The organism is Mesorhizobium abyssinicae (genome assembly GCF_049887195.1).
Taxonomy (GTDB): Bacteria; Pseudomonadota; Alphaproteobacteria; order Rhizobiales; family Rhizobiaceae; genus Mesorhizobium; species Mesorhizobium abyssinicae.
This window is the reverse complement of sequence record NZ_JARAKC010000005.1, coordinates 329,019-343,788: the sequence shown is the minus strand read 5'-3', so window position 1 is coordinate 343,788 and position 14,770 is coordinate 329,019. Positions and strand designations below refer to the sequence as shown.

The 14,770-nt window shown below is 66.2% G+C and carries 15 protein-coding genes; all 15 read left to right on the top strand.

What is annotated here, in order from left to right:
* Positions 1-293: 293 nt before the first annotated feature.
* The 15 genes from PU724_RS14635 to PU724_RS14565 all read left to right on the top strand — a co-directional run bounded on the left by PU724_RS14635 (position 294) and on the right by PU724_RS14565 (position 14,704).
* Positions 294-1,547 carry a L,D-transpeptidase family protein gene (locus PU724_RS14635; RefSeq protein WP_127285744.1) on the top strand — a complete coding sequence of 418 codons (1,254 nt, stop codon included), beginning with the start codon at positions 294-296 and terminating at the stop codon, positions 1,545-1,547.
* A gap of 135 nt (positions 1,548-1,682) precedes the next feature.
* A complete protein-coding gene (locus PU724_RS14630; protein ID WP_354421362.1) occupies positions 1,683-3,323 on the top strand; it encodes a Na+/H+ antiporter in 1,641 nt (546 codons plus the stop codon).
* A gap of 173 nt (positions 3,324-3,496) precedes the next feature.
* Positions 3,497-4,810: a serine hydroxymethyltransferase gene (glyA, locus tag PU724_RS14625; protein WP_127285742.1), complete on the top strand. Its 1,314-nt coding sequence runs from the start codon at positions 3,497-3,499 to the stop codon at positions 4,808-4,810.
* An 83-nt stretch (positions 4,811-4,893) separates the two neighbouring features.
* Positions 4,894-5,520: a hypothetical protein gene (locus tag PU724_RS14620; RefSeq protein WP_354421364.1), complete on the top strand. Its 627-nt coding sequence runs from the start codon at positions 4,894-4,896 to the stop codon at positions 5,518-5,520.
* A 21-nt stretch (positions 5,521-5,541) separates the two neighbouring features.
* On the top strand, positions 5,542-5,871 hold the full coding sequence (locus tag PU724_RS14615; RefSeq protein WP_354421366.1) for a GlpM family protein: 330 nt from the start codon (positions 5,542-5,544) through the stop codon (positions 5,869-5,871).
* An 86-nt stretch (positions 5,872-5,957) separates the two neighbouring features.
* Positions 5,958-6,437, top strand: coding sequence for a transcriptional regulator NrdR (gene nrdR, locus PU724_RS14610; protein ID WP_010915593.1), 480 nt, complete (start codon positions 5,958-5,960; stop codon positions 6,435-6,437).
* A 2-nt stretch (positions 6,438-6,439) separates the two neighbouring features.
* Positions 6,440-7,567 carry a bifunctional diaminohydroxyphosphoribosylaminopyrimidine deaminase/5-amino-6-(5-phosphoribosylamino)uracil reductase RibD gene (gene ribD, locus PU724_RS14605; RefSeq protein ID WP_354421369.1) on the top strand — a complete coding sequence of 376 codons (1,128 nt, stop codon included), beginning with the start codon at positions 6,440-6,442 and terminating at the stop codon, positions 7,565-7,567.
* 49 nt (positions 7,568-7,616) lie between these two features.
* Positions 7,617-8,234 (top strand): riboflavin synthase, encoded by a 618-nt coding sequence (locus PU724_RS14600; RefSeq protein WP_127309875.1) that lies wholly within the window; start codon positions 7,617-7,619, stop codon positions 8,232-8,234.
* A 95-nt stretch (positions 8,235-8,329) separates the two neighbouring features.
* Positions 8,330-8,824 (top strand): 6,7-dimethyl-8-ribityllumazine synthase, encoded by a 495-nt coding sequence (gene ribH, locus PU724_RS14595; RefSeq protein WP_354421371.1) that lies wholly within the window; start codon positions 8,330-8,332, stop codon positions 8,822-8,824.
* Complete coding sequence (gene nusB / locus PU724_RS14590) at positions 8,821-9,321, top strand: transcription antitermination factor NusB (protein ID WP_127287177.1); 501 nt, start codon at positions 8,821-8,823, stop codon at positions 9,319-9,321. The genes ribH and nusB overlap by 4 nt, the downstream gene beginning before the upstream one ends.
* Positions 9,318-10,538, top strand: a complete 1,221-nt coding sequence (locus PU724_RS14585; protein ID WP_354421373.1) for an MFS transporter — start codon at positions 9,318-9,320, stop codon at positions 10,536-10,538. The genes nusB and PU724_RS14585 overlap by 4 nt, the downstream gene beginning before the upstream one ends.
* A 156-nt stretch (positions 10,539-10,694) precedes the next feature.
* Complete coding sequence (osmF, locus tag PU724_RS14580; protein ID WP_354421375.1) at positions 10,695-11,606, top strand: glycine betaine ABC transporter substrate-binding protein OsmF; 912 nt, start codon at positions 10,695-10,697, stop codon at positions 11,604-11,606.
* A 250-nt stretch (positions 11,607-11,856) separates the two neighbouring features.
* Positions 11,857-13,023 carry an ABC transporter permease gene (locus PU724_RS14575; RefSeq protein ID WP_320321327.1) on the top strand — a complete coding sequence of 389 codons (1,167 nt, stop codon included), beginning with the start codon at positions 11,857-11,859 and terminating at the stop codon, positions 13,021-13,023.
* Positions 13,020-13,958 carry an ABC transporter ATP-binding protein gene (locus tag PU724_RS14570; protein WP_127284704.1) on the top strand — a complete coding sequence of 313 codons (939 nt, stop codon included), beginning with the start codon at positions 13,020-13,022 and terminating at the stop codon, positions 13,956-13,958. Before PU724_RS14575 ends, PU724_RS14570 begins: the two co-directional genes overlap by 4 nt.
* Positions 13,955-14,704 (top strand): ABC transporter permease, encoded by a 750-nt coding sequence (locus PU724_RS14565; RefSeq protein WP_128274341.1) that lies wholly within the window; start codon positions 13,955-13,957, stop codon positions 14,702-14,704. Before PU724_RS14570 ends, PU724_RS14565 begins: the two co-directional genes overlap by 4 nt.
* Positions 14,705-14,770 lie beyond the last annotated feature (66 nt).

Below are 14,770 nucleotides of genomic sequence, written 5' to 3'. Positions count from 1 at the left end.
GCGGAGGCGAGGACGAATGCTCACCGGTGCCGAAAAGCACCGCCGCTTTCCTTTCATCGCGTCGCCTGACGCAAATCGCGCGCCAAGGCCAAATTGCCGCCATAATCCCGGTGAAAGCGAGAATACGGGTGATGGTGCGGCCACAGGCCTGCCTTCACCTTGAAGTTGCGTCGCGCCACGCGTTTCACGCCGAAGCGATGCGGTCATGGTTGGCTAATTGTTAAGATTGCCAACCCTAGAGTGCGGGCGAGATCGCCCGTTGATCAGATGCTTAGAGAATGTCTGGAACGTCCATGAGAACCAGCCGCCGTTTCTTCCTTTCCGGAGCTTCCGCGCTTGCCGCAGCCATGGTTGCCAACAGCGCCAGCGCGCAGGACGTGATCGGGGATATCCTGAAATCATCGGCCCGCGGCAATTGGGACGACCAGTTCGACGCCCGCGCCAGCGAGGGCGGCAAGGTGGCCTCGACGCTGCCGATTTTCAGCCTGCAGACCGTCGCCTTCACCGAGCAGGCGGTGGCTCAGTACCAGACCATCGCCGGCCAGGGCGGCTGGGAGCAGGTGCCCGCGACCAAGAAGCTGCAGCTCGGCGTCGACGATCCCGATGTGGTGCCGCTGCGCAAACGGCTGATGATCTCGGGCGATCTGTCTCAGAGCGCTGGCATCTCGACCTCGTTCGATTCCTACGTCGACGCCGCCGTCAAGCGCTTCCAGCTTCGCCACGGCCTGCCGGCCGACGGCGCCATGGGCAAATACACCTACACGGCGATGAATGTTTCGGCGCAGATCCGGCTTGGCCAGTTGCAGACCAATCTGCAGCGTTTGCGCGAAAAGGCAGGCACGCTGGGCAACCGTTACGTGCTGGTCGACATTCCGGCGGCCCAGATCGAGGCAGTCGAGAACGACCGCGTCGTGCTGCGCCACACCGCGATCGTCGGCAAGATCGACCGCCAGACCCCGATCGTGAATTCCAAGATCAACGAGATCATCGTCAATCCCTACTGGAATGCCCCGGTCTCGATCGTGCGCAAGGATATCATTCCGCTGATGCGCAAGGATCCCAACTATCTCAAGGACAGCCACATCCGCCTGTTCGCGCCGGATGGCAGCGAGGTCGACCCGATGACGGTCGACTGGTCGACGGATGATGCCGAGAAGTACCGCTTCCGCCAGGATCCGGGCGCCGGCAACGCCATGGCCTCGGTCAAGATCAACTTCCCCAGCCCGGATGGCGTCTACATGCACGACACGCCGCAGCAGAGCCTGTTCGGCAAGCTGATGCGCTTCGACTCCTCGGGCTGCGTGCGCGTCCAGAACGTGCGTGACCTCGTCACCTGGATCCTGCGCGACACGCCCGGTTGGGACCGCCAGCATTTCGAGGCGACGATCAAGACCGGCGAAAACACCCCGGTTCAGGTGACCAACCCGGTGCCGGTCCACTTCCTCTATCTTTCGGCATGGTCGACGGGCCCCGGCGTCGTGCAATTCCGCGACGACATCTACGGCCTTGACGGCAACGAAGAGCTGCAGATCACGTCTTCGCTCTAAGCGACTGGAATCTTTATTGAAAAGGCCGCCGATAGGCGGCCTTTTTGCTTTCCACCTTCCGTCAGTTGGCCTTCGTCGCGACTGGACGGCACGACCTGCCTTGCGCATGGTCGGGCAATATTCGGAATCGCCACCATGCATGTCGCCGTCTTCATCCTGGTCGTGCTCGTGTTCGTCGCGCTTTCGGGCGCCCTGGTCCGGCTCGTGCGCGTTCCGTTGCCGGTGCTGCAGATCGCCATAGGCGCGGCCCTTGCCTGGCCGGCGCGCGGCCTGCATGTCGAGATTGACCCGGAGCTGTTCCTCCTGGTGTTCATCCCGCCGCTCCTGTTCGGCGATGCCGTCGCCGCGCCCAAGCGCGAGCTTCTGGCGCTGCGCGGGCCGATCCTCGACCTCGCCATCGGGCTGGTCTTCTTCACCATCGTCGGCTTCGGCTACGCCTTGCACTGGCTGGTGCCGAGCATCCCGCTGGTCGTCGCCTTCGCGCTCGCCGCCGTGCTGTCGCCGACCGATGCGGTCGCCGTGTCCTCGATCGTCGACAGGAACGTGGTTCCGGCGCGGCTGATGCACATACTGGAGGGCGAATCGCTGCTCAACGATGCGTCCGGCCTCGTCATGTTCCGCTTCGCCGTCGCGGCGGCGCTGACCGGCAGCTTCTCTTTGGCCGCTGCGTCGCTGACGTTCCTCTATGCGGTCGCCGCCGGCATCCTGGCCGGCGTGGCGGCGCTGATCGTCGCCGCCAAGACGCTGCAGTTGCTCAACCGCATCGGTGGCGTGCCGTCCGAGGCGCAGGTGTTGGTGATGATCCTGATGCCGTTCATCGCCTATCTCATCGCCGAGCACGTCGAGGCCTCGGGCATCCTTGCAGCGGTCACCGCGGGCCTGCTCACCGGCGGCTCCGGCATCTTCCGCTATCTCGGCATCTCGGCGCGCATGCAGACCATGTCGCTGTGGACGACGCTGTCCTTCACCTTCAACGGCGCGCTGTTCATCCTGCTTGGCCTGCAGCTTCCCGACATTATCCGCAACGTGCCGCCGGAGCTTTCCAGCCGGCATTGGCTGATCGAGCCCGCGGCGACGGTGCTGATCCTGACGCTCTGCCTGATCGGCCTGCGCTTCCTGTGGATCTGGGTCGGTGACATCGCGCAGCGCGTGGCGGCGCGGTTCGGCAAGCACAAGGCCGAGCCGTTCGGGTTGCGCGTGCGGCTCGCCGGTTCGGTCGCCGGCGTGCGCGGCGCCATCACGCTGGCCGGCATCCTGTCGCTGCCGCTCACCTTGGCCGACGGCTCGCCCTTTCCGTCACGCGACGTCGTCATCTTCCTCGCCGCCGGCGTCATCATCTGTTCGCTGACGATCGCCAGCCTTGCCTTGCCGAAGATCGCGCGCGGGCTGGTCGAGCCGGGCGAGGATCCAAGCGCGGCCGAAGAGCGCCGGGCGCGTGTCGGCGCCGCCAACGCGGCGATCGCCAGGATCGAGAGCATCGCCAACGAAGGAGGCGAGGGCGAGGCCGCCGAAGCCAGGCTCGCGGTGGCCGACAGCATCGTCGCCGGCTACCGCCGCCGCATAGCCGCCTCCGACGAGGCCGACGAGGCGCGCGCCGAGGCCCGCGAGGCGGGGCGCCTGGAGCTGGAACTCAGGCACGCCGGCATCGAGGCCGAGCGGGGCGCCGTGCGCGCCATGTTCCGCAGCCGCGAGATCAACGACCATACGATGCGGGCGCTGCTTGCCGAGATCACGCTCACCGAAGCCCTGCTGAAAAGCCGGCGGGAGCGGAAATAGACCTCGCGCCGCTGGCGTTGACGCAAACCGGCCAGCAAATTTCGCGGCGCAAACGTGGCGAGGCGAAAACAACTGTGTTAATGGCGCGGCAATGCATGTCGCCCAAGAGTGCGCAGCGGTTTTGGGGCAACGATATGCATGAACAAATTGCCCCGAACCGGAGGATTTCAGGCATGGCAACAGCAGCGGCAGCGTCGAACAAATTCGAATCCTTCTTCGAGACCACGCTGGCCGACGCCGATCCGGAGATTTTCGGCGCCATCCGCAACGAGCTCGGCCGCCAGCGCCATGAGATTGAGCTGATCGCTTCCGAAAACATCGTCTCGCGCGCTGTCCTGGAAGCGCAGGGCTCGATCATGACCAACAAATATGCCGAGGGCTATCCAGGCAAGCGCTACTATGGCGGCTGCCAGTTCGTCGACGTGGCCGAGGAACTGGCCATCGAACGCGCGAAAAAGCTGTTCGGCTGCAACTTCGCCAACGTCCAGCCGAATTCCGGCAGCCAGATGAACCAGGCCGTATTCCTGGCGCTGCTGCAGCCCGGCGACACCTTCATGGGCCTCGACCTCAATTCCGGCGGCCATCTCACCCACGGCTCGCCGGTCAACATGAGCGGCAAGTGGTTCAAGGTGGTCTCCTACGGCGTGCGCAAGGACGACCATCTGCTCGACATGGACGCGATCGAGAAGACCGCGCATGAGACCAAGCCGAAGTTGATCCTGGCAGGCGGCACCGCCTATTCCCGCATCTGGGACTGGAAGCGTTTCCGCGAGATCGCCGATGCGGTGGGCGCCTATCTGATGGTCGACATGGCCCACATCGCCGGCCTCGTCGCCGGCGGCGTGCATCCGTCGCCGTTGCCGCACGCCCATGTCGTGACGACGACCACGCACAAGTCGCTGCGCGGCCCGCGTGGCGGCCTGATCCTGTGCAATGACGAAGACATCGCCAAGAAGATGAATTCGGCCGTCTTCCCGGGCCTGCAGGGCGGTCCGCTGATGCACGTCATCGCCGCCAAGGCGGTGGCGCTGGGCGAGGCGCTGAAGCCGAGCTTCAAGCTCTATGCCGAGAGCGTCGCCGCCAACGCCAAGGCGCTGGCATCGAGCCTGAAGGAGACGGGCCTCGACATCGTCTCCGGCGGCACCGATAACCACCTGATGCTGGTCGATCTGCGCCCCAAGAACGCCACCGGCAAGCGCGCCGAGGCGGCACTCGGCCGCGCCAACATCACCTGCAACAAGAACGGCATCCCCTTCGATCCGGAAAAGCCCTTCGTCACCTCAGGTGTGCGCCTCGGCACGCCGGCCGGCACGACGCGCGGCTTCGGCCAGGCCGAGTTCCGCGAGATCGGCAAGCTGATCGCCGAGGTGCTGGACGGCTTGAAGGTGGCGAACTCCGACGAGGGCAACGCGGCCGTCGAGGCGGCGGTGAAGGCCAAGGTCGTGGCGCTCACCGATCGCTTCCCGCTCTATCCCTATCTCGGTTGACCTGAAGCCTCGCGTCATTCTTATTGGCCACGACGGGAAGCGCCGCTCCGGATGGAGCGGCGATCCGGACAGGAGCCTTGTTGATGATGCGATTTCTATGTCTCGGCGCTCTCGCGGCGCTTCTGGCGGCCTCGCCGTTGACCGGCGCCGCCCAGGCGCAGACCACGACGACGGCGCCGAAGGCACAGACGGCGCCGGCCGCATCGCCTGCGCCTGCGTCGCCCCCGCCTGCATCTCCCAAGACCGAGACCTTCGGCAGGTGGTCCACCATCATCGATGAAGTCAACACCGGTGAGGACGTGCGCAGAACCTGCGCCGCCTCGACGGCGTTCCTCGACCAGAACGGCACCGGCGGCACGCTGACGCTTGCCATCTCGAACGGCGACGCATTGCCGCCCGACGGCTATCCGAGCCTCGTCATCGCGCTACGGAACAAGGATCTGCCGGCCGGCGAGAGCATTCCCGCCGTGTTTGGCGACGACAAGGGCAAGGTCAAGGCGACCGTCAGCGCCGATATCGGCGACCAGTGGATGCTGGACAACAAGAAGGACGTCGCGCTTGCCCTGCTGCGGGCCATGCGGCGCGCGGCCGCGATCGATGTCGTCTTCGCCAACAAGCCGGTTGCCAGCATATCGATGGACGGCTTCACCAAGGCCTACCGCAGCCTTGGCGCGTCCTGCGGCTTCCCGACCACCGACGTCGCGCCCTGACAGGCAGCAAGGAGCCGCGCCATGGACATTCTCTGGAAAGGTGTCGTCGGCGGCCTCGTCACGGCGCTGATCGTCTGGGCCTCGAAGCGCGGCAACGTCCTGCCCGGCATCCTGCCGCTGGCGCCGACCTTCGCGGTCATCGCGCTGCTCGCGGTCGGCGCCAAGGGCAGCCCGACCGGCTTTCGCGAGGCCTGTCTCGCCGGCTTCAGGACGATCCCCGCCTATCTCGCCTTCCTCGGCGCCTGTTGGCTGTTCATCGAGAGGGTAGACTATCGGCTTGCCGTTCTCGGCGGTATCGCGGTCTGGCTGGCGGCGGCGCTGGCAATCTTCCTCGCGCCTCGCTATCTCTGAGGCACGGAAGGCCGTCCGTGATTTGCCATCGCGGCAAAAACCTCTAAGCCTTCCGCTCACCAAGAATCGCCAACCGAAGGCTCTCCATGCGCTGTCCCTACTGCCAGTCCGAAGATACGCAGGTGAAGGATTCGCGCCCTGCCGAGGATGGCGCGGCGATCCGCAGGCGGCGCGTATGCCCCGATTGCGGCGGCCGTTTCACCACCTTCGAGCGCGTCCAACTCCGCGACCTCGTCGTGGTCAAGAAATCCGGCCGCAAGGTGCCGTTCGACCGCGACAAGCTCTTGCGCTCGGTCGAGATCGCGGTGCGCAAGCGCAATGTCGATCCCGAGCGCATCGACCGCGCGGTCACCGGCATCGTACGCCAGCTTGAAAGCTCCGGCGAGACCGAAGTGGCCTCGGGCGAGGTCGGCCGACTGGTCATGGAGGCGCTGAAGTCGCTCGACGACGTCGCCTATGTCCGCTTCGCCTCGGTCTATCGCAATTTCCGCGAGGCCAAGGATTTCCATGAGCTGCTCGGCGAGCTGAAGGGCGACGAAGACAAGAGCGAAGAGGACGCAGGCTGAGCATGGCAGGGCCGCGACCAAGCCCGGCCGGGCAGGAAGCTCTCGATCGCCGTTTCATGGCGGCGGCGCTGCGGCTGTCGCGAAAAAACGCCGGACGCACCTCGACCAACCCGTCCGTCGGCACGATCATCGTCCGCGACGATGGCGCCGGGCCGATGATCGTCGGCACCGGCGTCACCGCGGTCGGTGGCCGGCCGCATGCCGAGACCGAAGCGCTGACCGAGGCGGGCGAACTCGCGCGCGGCGCCACCGCCTATGTGACGCTGGAGCCATGCGCCCACCACGGCCGCACGCCGCCTTGCGCCAACGCGCTGGTCAATGCCGGCATTGCGCGTGTCGTCGGCGCGGCCAGCGACCCCGATCCGCGCGTTTCCGGCCAAGGCTACGCCATCCTGCGTTCCGCGGGCATCGAGGTTGTCGAAAGAGTGCTCGCCGACGAGGCTTCGGAGCAGATGGCCGGTTACATGATTCGATCACTCAGGAAACGGCCGGAAATTATTCTGAAACTTGCGCTTTCCAGCGACGGAAAGATCGGCGTCGAGGGCGAGGGGCAGGTCGCGATCACCGGCGATATCGCGCGCCGCGAAGTCTATCTGATGCGCGCCGAAGCCGACGGCATCCTGATCGGCATCGGCACGGCGCTTGAGGACGATCCGGCGCTGACTGTACGGCTGCCCGGCCTGGAGAACCGCTCGCCGGCGCGCATCGTGCTCGACCGCCAGATCCGACTGCCGGACACCTCCAAGCTGGTCTCCGGCGTCGACCGCGTGCCGCTCTACCTCGCCGCCTGCCTCGAGGCCGATCCGCAGCGGCGCGCCACGCTCGAACGCGCGGGCGTACACTTCATCGGAACGGAAACGTATGGAGGTGAGGTGGCCTTGCCTGAGCTGCTCGAGGATCTGGCGGCGCTCGGCATGGCGAGCGTGCTGGTCGAAGGCGGCGCCAGGGTGGCCAAGGCTTTCCTCGACGAAGACCTGGTCGATCGCATCGTGCTGTTCGGCGGGCCGGACGCGATCGGCGAAGAAGGCATTGCATCGCCCATCGACGCCGACCATATCCCGGCAGGATTCCGCAAGTTGCGCGAGATGCGCTTCGGCGAGGACAGCTACGCCGAGTGGGTAAGACCATGACCCAAGAAATGGGAACCGGTTTGGTCAGCCTGAAAGACAGAGACATCTGATGTTCACCGGAATTGTTACCGATGTCGGCACCGTTGCTGCCGTGAAGCCGCTCAGGGAAGGGGTCGGACTGCGCATCGACACCGCCTATGACCCGGAAGGAATTGCCATCGGCGCCTCGATCTCCTGCGCCGGCGTCTGCCTGACGGTGACGGCGTTGCCGGAAGGCGGCTCCAACGCCCGCTGGTTCGAGGTCGAGGCCTGGGAAGAGGCGCTCAGGCTGACTACCGCGATGGGCTGGAAGTCCGGCACCAGGATCAATCTGGAACGGGCGCTGAAGATCGGCGACGAGCTCGGCGGCCACATCGTATCGGGCCACGTCGACGGCACGGCCGAGATTGTCGAGCGCAAGGACGAGGGTGACGCCGTGCGCTTCACGCTCGAAGCGCCGCGCGAGCTCGCGAAATTCATCGCGCCGAAAGGCTCGGTCGCGCTCGACGGCACCTCGCTCACCGTCAACAAGGTCGAGGGCACCCGCTTCGACGTGCTGCTGATCCACCATTCGCTGACCGTCACCACCTGGGGCGAACGCCAGGTCGGCGACCGCGTGAACCTCGAGATCGACACCATGGCTCGCTACGCCGCGCGCCTGGCGGAGGCGGCGAAAGAAGGGCTTTGAGCCACCCCGGCAAATTAGACCGGGCCTGAGCATCGGACAAAGCTTGCGAATGCTGCCGCTTCGGCCTAAGTCACCGGCGACCCCCGGAGACATCTATGGCTGGCATATCCCAACACGGCAAAGCGTTCATCCGTCCGAAGGACAAGGCGCGCCTTCTCATCATCGAGGCGCGCTTCCATGACGATCTTGCCGACGCGTTGCTCGAAGGCGCTACGAGTGCGCTGGACGAGGCAGGCGCGACCTATGACGTGGTCACCGTTCCGGGCTCGCTGGAAATCCCGGCAGTGATCACCTTCGCGCTCGACGGCGCCGCCGAAGGCGGCACCGCCTATGACGGTTTCGTCGCGCTTGGCACCATCGTCCGCGGCGACACCTACCATTTCGACATTGTCGCCAATGAATCGAGCCGCGCGCTCATGGACCTCTCCGTGCAGGAAGCGGTCTGCATCGGCAATGGCATCCTGACCACCGAGAACGACGCCCAGGCCTGGACGCGCGCCAGACGTTCGGAAGGCGACAAGGGCGGCTTTGCCGCGCGCGCGGCTCTGACCATGATCGCCCTCAAACAGCAGCTGGGAGCGCGATCGTGAGCGAGCCCGCGTCGCCCGGCCAGCCCACGGCCCGCCACGCCAACAAGCGCGGCGCCGCCCGGCTCGCCGCCGTGCAGGCGCTCTACCAGATGGACGTTGCCGGCAGTGGCGTGATCGAGATCACGGCCGAGTACGAAGCGTTCCGGCTCGGCAAGGAAGTCGACGGCGCGCTCTATCGCGAGGCCGATGCGCAATGGTTCCGCGCCATCCTCACCGGTGTCGTCGAGAACCAGAAGACCATCGATCCGGTCATCCGCCAGGCGCTGACCGACGACTGGCCGCTGTCGCGGCTGGATTCGACGCTGCGCGCCATCCTGCGCGCCGGCGTCTACGAGCTGATGAAGCGCGACGACGTTCCGGTGGCGGTGATCGTCTCGGAATATGTCGACATCGCCAAGGCTTTCTACGAGGAAGACGAACCGAAGCTCACCAACGCCGTGCTCGACCGGGTGTCGCGCCGGGTGCGCGGCGAAGGCCGCGGCAAGGACGCTTCGTGACGGCCGCGGCCGTCGTTGCCGAGGCCGGTAAGGAAGCGCGCCGCACGGCGCTGCTGCTTGCCGCCGCGCAGGCGATCATCGGCTCGGCCGCACCCATCGCCATCTCGCTTGGCGCGCTTGCGGGACAATACCTGCTTGGGCCCGACAAATCGCTGGCGACGGCGCCGGTCACCGGCTTCAACATCGGCGTGGCGCTGGGCGCGCTGCCGGCCGCCGCCATCATCCGCCAGCTCGGCCAGCGCGGCGGCTTCATGACCGGCACCATCGTCACCGCGCTCGGCGGGCTTGTCGCGACGCTGGCTCTGTTCAACCCGAGCTTCTGGCTGTTCGCCTTCGGCCTGCTGGTGATCGGAGTGGGCGGCGCTTTCGTCCAGCAGTTCCGTTTCGCCGCCGCCGACAACGCGCCGCCCGAATTCAAGGCGCGCGCCATCTCCTTCGTGCTGGCGGGCGGCATCGTCACCGCCATTCTCGGGCCGCAGATCGTCATCTTCACCCGCGAATCCTTTGCACCGGTGATGTTCGCCGGCTCGTTCGCCTCCATCCTGGTGCTGTCGGCCGTCGGCGCCGTCATCCTGTCGTTTCTGCGCATCGCGCCCAAGGCGGTCGGCGGCGCCGCGGTCGAGGAGAGCGACGCCAGGCCGCTATCCGAGATCGTCACCCAGCCGCGTTTCGTCGCGGCGCTGTTCTGCGTCGTCGGCAGCTATGCGCTGATGAGCTTCGTCATGACCGGCGCGCCGCTCGCCATGGTCGGCTGCGGCCTGTCGACGGATGATGCCACGCTTGGCATTTCCTGGCATGTGATGGCGATGTTCGGGCCAAGCTTCTTCACCGGCTCGCTGATCCACCGCTTCGGCGCCGAGCGCATCGTCGCCGCCGGTCTCGTGCTGCTGATCGGCTGCGCCGCGGTCGCTTTGTCAGGCCTGGCGCTGTGGCAGTTCTGGACGGCGCTGATCCTGCTCGGGCTCGGCTGGAATTTCGGCTTCATCGGCGCAACCTCGATGGTCGCCGCCAGCTACCGCCCGTCGGAAAAGAGCAAGGTGCAGGGCTTCCATGATTTCGTCCTGTTCGGCTCCGTCGCCTTCGCCTCGCTGATGTCCGGCGCGGTCTACAACGCCTGGGGCTGGGCGATGCTCAACTGGCTGGTGTTCCCGGTCTGCGCGCTCTGCTTCGTTGCGCTCGGAGCGTTGAAGGTGACGAGCTTGCGCGTAGCCAACTGACATCACCCTGTCCTGGACCGGCGCTGCCACGTTGGGTCAGCCCGTATAAAATTATTGCGTGTATCCACCTTGTTATGAAACCGTGTGCCCCGACGGGGCGTTGAAGCCATGCTCATATGCGGCAACCGAATCCGGTTCACAGCAAGGGATTTCACCATGTTTTCAATCAAGCTTCTGGCTGGCGCCGCGCTTGCGCTCGGCATCACCGCTGCCTCGGCAAACGCTCAGGTCGTCGTGTCGTCGAAGATCGACACCGAGGGTGGCGTGCTGGGCAACATCATCCAGCTCGTGCTGAACGCCAACAACATCAAGACCACCGACCGTATCCAGCTCGGCGGCACGCCGGTGGTGCGCAAGGCGATCACCGCCGGCGAGATCGACATCTATCCGGAATATACCGGCAATGCCGCTTTCTTCTTCGAGAAGGCCGACGATCCGGTCTGGAAGGATGCCGCCAAGGCCTATGAGGCGGCCAAGAAGCTCGACTACGACGCCAACAAGATCGTCTGGCTGTCGCCGTCGTCGGCCAACAACACCTGGGCGATCGCGCTGCGCAAGGAGGTCGCCGACGAGAACAAGCTGGCGACGCTCACCGACTTCGGCAAGTACGTGGCTGGCGGCGGCAAGGTTGTGCTTGCGGCCTCGGCCGAATTCGTCAATTCGGCGGCCGCATTGCCGGCCTTCCAGACCACCTACGGCTTTGCGCTGAAGCCCGACCAGTTGATCACGCTCTCCGGCGGCGACACCGCGGCGACCATCGCGGCTGCCGCGAACCAGACCAACGGCGCCAATGCCGCCATGGTCTACGGCACCGACGGCGGCATCGCGCCTTCCGGCCTCGTCGTCCTCGACGACGACAAGGGTGTGCAGCCGGTCTACCAGCCGGCGCCGATCATCCGCGAGGCGGTGCTGAAGGAGCATCCCGAGATCGAGACGCTGCTGAAGCCGGTGTTCGCCAAGCTCGACCTCGTCACGCTGCAGGAACTCAACGGCCGCGTGCAGGTCGGCGGCGAGCCGGTCAAGGGCGTCGCCGAGGACTTTCTGAAGAAGAACGGGTTTTTGAAGTAGTCGCGATCGCGTCGAAGAAACGTACGCCGGTGCGAGGCGCCCCCCTCTGTCCTGCCGGACATCTCCCCCACAAGGGGGGAGATTGGCAGCTTCATCGCCGTCGCTCTTCTTGCCACGCTGGGGATTGGCGAAAGCCCGCGCGACATCTGATCTCCCCCCAAGTGCGGGAGATGTCCGGTAGGACAGAGGGGGGCGCGAAGGAACGAGGCTTTCCTATTTCTGCCTCTCCGAATTGCTGCGCGAGCAGCCGATGACCCTCCGTTTCGACAAGCTCGGCGTGGTCATCGCCGCGATCGCGGCCTATGCGGCGTTGCTTGCCCCCTTCGCCACCTTCCGTGCCAACCGCATCGTGCCCGGCCAGGCGCGCTCCATTCTGGAAGCGCTGCCGTTTGCCACCGGGCCGCTGCTGCTGGCGATCGTCATCGCCGGCGCGCTGATCGCGCTGCTGAAGACGCCGTTGCTGCTCCGGCTTGCCGCCGGCGTCGTGGCGCTTGCAGCGCTTGCCATCCTCATCGGCACGGCCGGCAGTTTCCTCACCCCGGCAGGCAACACCTTTGCCCGCGTCTCGCCGGCCTCCGGCTTCTGGCTGCTGATCTTTGCCTTCACGCTGCTGCTCGCCGATGTACTGACCAGGCTCGATCTGTCGCCCTGGGCGCGCGTCGCTGTGCTCATCGCCGCCGCGCTGGCGATCGGCCTGCTTCTGGTGTCGAGGCAATGGGATAGCCTGTCGATCCTGAAGGAATACGCCAACCGCGCCGACAGTTTCTGGGCCGAAGGCGCCAAGCACATCACGCTGGCGCTGGGCTCGCTGGCGGCGGCGGTGGTGGTCGGCCTGCCGCTCGGCATCCTGTGCCACCGCGTCGAGAGGCTGCGGGCCGGCGTGCTCAACGTGCTCAACATCATCCAGACCATTCCCTCGATCGCGCTGTTCGGGCTGCTGATCGCGCCGCTCGGCTGGGTCGCGACCCATGTGCCCGGCGCCGGCGCTTTGGGCATCCGCGGCATCGGCACCGCGCCAGCCTTCGTCGCGCTGTTCCTCTATTCGCTGCTGCCGGTGGTGGCCAACACCGTGGTCGGCCTCGCCGGCGTGCCGCGCGCCGCCAACGACGCCGCCCGCGGCATGGGCATGACCGACCGTCAGCGGCTGTTCGACGTCGAATTCCCGCTCGCCTTCCCGGTGATCCTGACCGGCATCCGCATCGTTCTGGTGCAGAACATCGGCCTTGCCACCATCGCCGCGCTGATCGGCGGCGGCGGCTTTGGCGTGTTCGTCTTCCAGGGCGTCGGACAGACCGCGATGGATCTGGTGCTGCTCGGCGCGGTGCCGACCGTGGCGCTGGCCTTCGCCGCCGCCATCATCCTCGACGCCATCATCGAAATGACCTCCATCAGACGACATGAGGCAAGCCCGGCATGATCGAGATCGAAGGCATCACCAAGCGCTATGGCGAAACCACAGTGGTCGACGATGTGTCGATGGCGATCGAGCCGCGCACTGTTTGCGTCATCGTCGGCACGTCCGGCTCCGGCAAGACGACATTGCTCAGGATGATCAACCGGCTGGTCGAGCCGACCGCGGGCGTCATCAAGCTCGACGGCGCCGACAACCGCTCGCTGCCGGGTTACGAGCTGCGCCGCAGCATCGGCTACGCCATCCAGGGCCATGGCCTGTTTCCGCATCGCACGGTGGCGCAAAACATCGCCACCGTGCCGCTGCTGCTCGGCTGGGACAGGGACCGCATCAAGCGCCGTGTCGACGAGCTGATGACGCTCTACCAGCTCGATCCGCAGGCCTATGGGCCGCGTTACCCGCACGAGCTCTCCGGCGGCCAGCAGCAGCGCGTCGGCGTTGCCCGCGCGCTGGCCGCCGAGCCGAACGTGCTTTTGATGGACGAGCCGTTCGGCGCGCTTGACCCGATCATCCGCAACAAGGCGCAAGAGGACCTGCTGGCGATCCAGAAGCGCTTCGGCACCACCATCATCCTCGTCACCCACGACATGGAGGAAGCCGTGCATCTGGGCGACAAGATCGCCGTCATGGATGCCGGCAAGCTGGTGCAGTACGCAAAACCCGCCGAGATCCTGGCGAAGCCGGCCAGCGCCTTCGTCGAGACGCTTGTCGGCGCCAGCGAGAAACCGTTCCGGCTGCTGTCGCTTGGCCGCGTCGGCGATGCCGTCGAGAAGGGGACCGCCGAGGGCGAAGCGATCCCGGCCGAGGCCAGCCAGCGCGATGCGCTGGCCGAGCTGCTTTGGTCGGGTCGCCCGGCGCTGCCGGTGAAGGATGGCGACGGCAAGCCGCTTGGCCGGGTCACCGTCGATGGGCTGGTCAGGCGCGCCGCGAGGCCGGCATGAAAGCCTGGCTGCCATCGCTGCTCCGGCTTCTCCTGGTGGTGCTGCTTGTCGCCTTCGTCACCAACCCAGGCTTGTTCGAGCCGCTGTTGAAGCCGCTGACCGAGAACGGCGCGCCGGCGATCTACAACCAGGGCAGCTTGCTGACGCTGACGCTGCTGCATCTGAGGACCGTGCTGATCGCCACGGTCGCCGCAACCATCGTTGCGGTCGCGCTTGCCATTCTGGTCACAAGGCCGGCTGGAGCGGAGTTCCTGCCGCTGTCGCGCAGCCTGGTCAACATCGGCCAGACCTTTCCGCCTGTCGCCGTGCTGGCACTTGCCGTGCCGGCCGTCGGCTTCGGCGAGAAGCCGACGCTGATTGCGCTCTTCCTCTATGGCCTGCTGCCGATCTTCGAGAACGCGCTGACGGCTCTCACCACCCTGCCGGGCAATGTCATGGAAGCGGCGCGCGGCGCCGGCATGACCGCCTGGCAGAGGCTGGTCAAGGTCGAGCTGCCGCTCAGCGCGCCGGTCATCCTCGGCGGCATCCGGCTTTCGGTGGTCATCAGCCTCGCCACCGCCACCATCGGTTCAACGGTTGCGGCCAAGACGCTTGGCGAGGTGATCATCGCCGGCCTGCTGTCGAACAATCTCGCCTTCGTGCTGCAGGGCGGCCTGATCGTCGCTGCACTTGCCGTGCTGATCTATGACGGCCTGTCGGCCATCGAGCGCTACACGGCGCGTCGGATGGGGCAGGGGGCGGTTTAGCGACAAATGTCGGGACGATCGGGCGGGACCGAGACTGAAGGGCCTGTCGAGAGGCGACGCCGGATC

Bases quoted from the DNA above. Each gene is read 5' to 3' on its own strand.
- PU724_RS14635 (WP_127285744.1), top strand. From the start codon at position 294: ATGAGAACCAGCCGCCGTTTCTTCCTTTCCGGAGCTTCCGCGCTTGCC.
- PU724_RS14630 (WP_354421362.1), top strand. From the start codon at position 1,683: ATGCATGTCGCCGTCTTCATCCTGGTCGTGCTCGTGTTCGTCGCGCTT.
- PU724_RS14620 (WP_354421364.1), top strand. From the start codon at position 4,894: ATGATGCGATTTCTATGTCTCGGCGCTCTCGCGGCGCTTCTGGCGGCC.
- ribH (WP_354421371.1), top strand. From the start codon at position 8,330: ATGGCTGGCATATCCCAACACGGCAAAGCGTTCATCCGTCCGAAGGAC.
- glyA (WP_127285742.1), top strand. From the start codon at position 3,497: ATGGCAACAGCAGCGGCAGCGTCGAACAAATTCGAATCCTTCTTCGAG.
- PU724_RS14575 (WP_320321327.1), top strand. From the start codon at position 11,857: ATGACCCTCCGTTTCGACAAGCTCGGCGTGGTCATCGCCGCGATCGCG.
- PU724_RS14570 (WP_127284704.1), top strand. From the start codon at position 13,020: ATGATCGAGATCGAAGGCATCACCAAGCGCTATGGCGAAACCACAGTG.
- ribD (WP_354421369.1), top strand. From the start codon at position 6,440: ATGGCAGGGCCGCGACCAAGCCCGGCCGGGCAGGAAGCTCTCGATCGC.
- PU724_RS14565 (WP_128274341.1), top strand. From the start codon at position 13,955: ATGAAAGCCTGGCTGCCATCGCTGCTCCGGCTTCTCCTGGTGGTGCTG.
- PU724_RS14600 (WP_127309875.1), top strand. From the start codon at position 7,617: ATGTTCACCGGAATTGTTACCGATGTCGGCACCGTTGCTGCCGTGAAG.
- osmF (WP_354421375.1), top strand. From the start codon at position 10,695: ATGTTTTCAATCAAGCTTCTGGCTGGCGCCGCGCTTGCGCTCGGCATC.
- PU724_RS14615 (WP_354421366.1), top strand. From the start codon at position 5,542: ATGGACATTCTCTGGAAAGGTGTCGTCGGCGGCCTCGTCACGGCGCTG.
- nrdR (WP_010915593.1), top strand. From the start codon at position 5,958: ATGCGCTGTCCCTACTGCCAGTCCGAAGATACGCAGGTGAAGGATTCG.